The sequence below is a fragment of the Nguyenibacter vanlangensis genome (assembly GCF_013376155.1).
Lineage (GTDB): Bacteria > Pseudomonadota > Alphaproteobacteria > Acetobacterales > Acetobacteraceae > Gluconacetobacter > Gluconacetobacter vanlangensis.
In genome coordinates this window covers 1-1,409 of record NZ_JABXXP010000706.1, presented here as the reverse complement: position 1 = coordinate 1,409, position 1,409 = coordinate 1, and the positions used below count along the sequence as shown (strand labels likewise).

Genomic DNA, 1,409 nt, shown 5'->3' with positions numbered 1-1,409 from the left:
TGGCGCAGCGGGCGATGCGGGCCTGGCGGGAGGTGGCCGGCCTGCCGGAGCATGCCACGCCGCATGCGCTGCGCCATTCCTTTGCCACGCACCTGATGAAGGGCGGGGCGGATTTGCGGGTGATCCAGGACCTGCTGGGCCATGCCAGCCTGTCGACCACCCAGCGTTATACTCTGGCCGACGAGGCGCAGTTGATGGAGGTGTGGACGCGCACCCATCCGCGCGCCGGCGGGGCGGCATCGGATTCGTGACCCCGGATTCGCGTCCCCTCGGATCCGTGACAGAGGAGCCAAGTTCGTGACATCTGCCCGCACGCTCTATCCGCCGATCGAACCCTATGCCCATGGCCATCTGGATACCGGCGACGGGCACCAGGTCTATTGGGAATTATGCGGCAATCCGGACGGCGTGCCGGTGGTGTTCCTGCATGGCGGGCCGGGGGGCGGGTGCGCGCCGGACCATCGGCGCCTGTTCGATCCGGCGCGCTATCGCATCCTGCTGTTCGACCAGCGTGGGTGCGGGCGGTCGCTGCCGCATGCCGAGCTGGAGAACAACACGACCTGGCACCTGGTCGCGGACATCGAGCGGCTGCGCGTGCTGAGCGGGGCGGAACGCTGGCTGGTGTTCGGCGGGTCGTGGGGATCGACCCTGGCGCTGGCCTATGCCGAGAGCCATCCGGAGCGGGTGACGGGGCTGATCCTGCGCGGGATCTTTACTCTGCGGCGCGCCGAATTGCAGTGGTACTACCAGGAGGGGGCGTCCTGGCTGTTCCCGGACAAATGGGAGCGTTTCCTGGCGCCGATCCCGCCGGCGGAGCGGGACGACCTGATCGCCGCCTATCGCCGCCGCCTGACCGATCCGGACCCGGCGGTGCGCGTCCGCGCCGCCATCGCCTGGAGCGTGTGGGAGGGTGAGACGATCACCCTGCGGCCGCTGGCGGCGCTGTCGGCCCAGCATGGCGACACGGACTATGCGCTGGCCTTCGCGCGGATCGAAAACCATTACTTCGTCCATCACGGATGGCTGGAGGAGGGACAACTGATCCGCGATGTCGGGCGCATCCGCCATATTCCCGCGCTGATCATCCAGGGGCGCTATGACGTCGCCACCCCCATGCGCACCGCCTGGGACCTGCATCTTGCCTGGCCCGAGGCGGCGTTTCGCCTGATCGACGATGCCGGCCATGCGGTGTCGGAGCCGGGGATACGGGACGCGCTGCTGGACGCGACCGATCGCTTCGCCTCGATCGTGTGATCCGGCGGCATGTGATCCGGCGACATGCGATCTGGCAGCATGTGATCCGGCAGATGCGGGAACGCGTGCGCGGTTTGCGGAGCCGGGTGGTGCTGGCGATCGGCCTGTTGGCGGGAATCCCGGCGGCGGGAATCCCAGCGGCCGGCCTGGCGGCG

2 protein-coding genes are annotated in these 1,409 nt (G+C 69.1%); both read left to right on the top strand.

Annotated features, from left to right (window positions below; genetic code table 11):
- Nucleotides 1-251 (top strand): tyrosine-type recombinase/integrase (locus tag HUK84_RS18245; RefSeq protein WP_176641502.1); only part of this gene is annotated, 251 nt, incomplete at its 5' end.
- 46 nt (nt 252-297) lie between these two features.
- Nucleotides 298-1,254: a prolyl aminopeptidase gene (gene pip, locus HUK84_RS18240; RefSeq protein WP_176641501.1), complete on the top strand. Its 957-nt coding sequence runs from the start codon at nt 298-300 to the stop codon at nt 1,252-1,254.
- Nucleotides 1,255-1,409 lie beyond the last annotated feature (155 nt).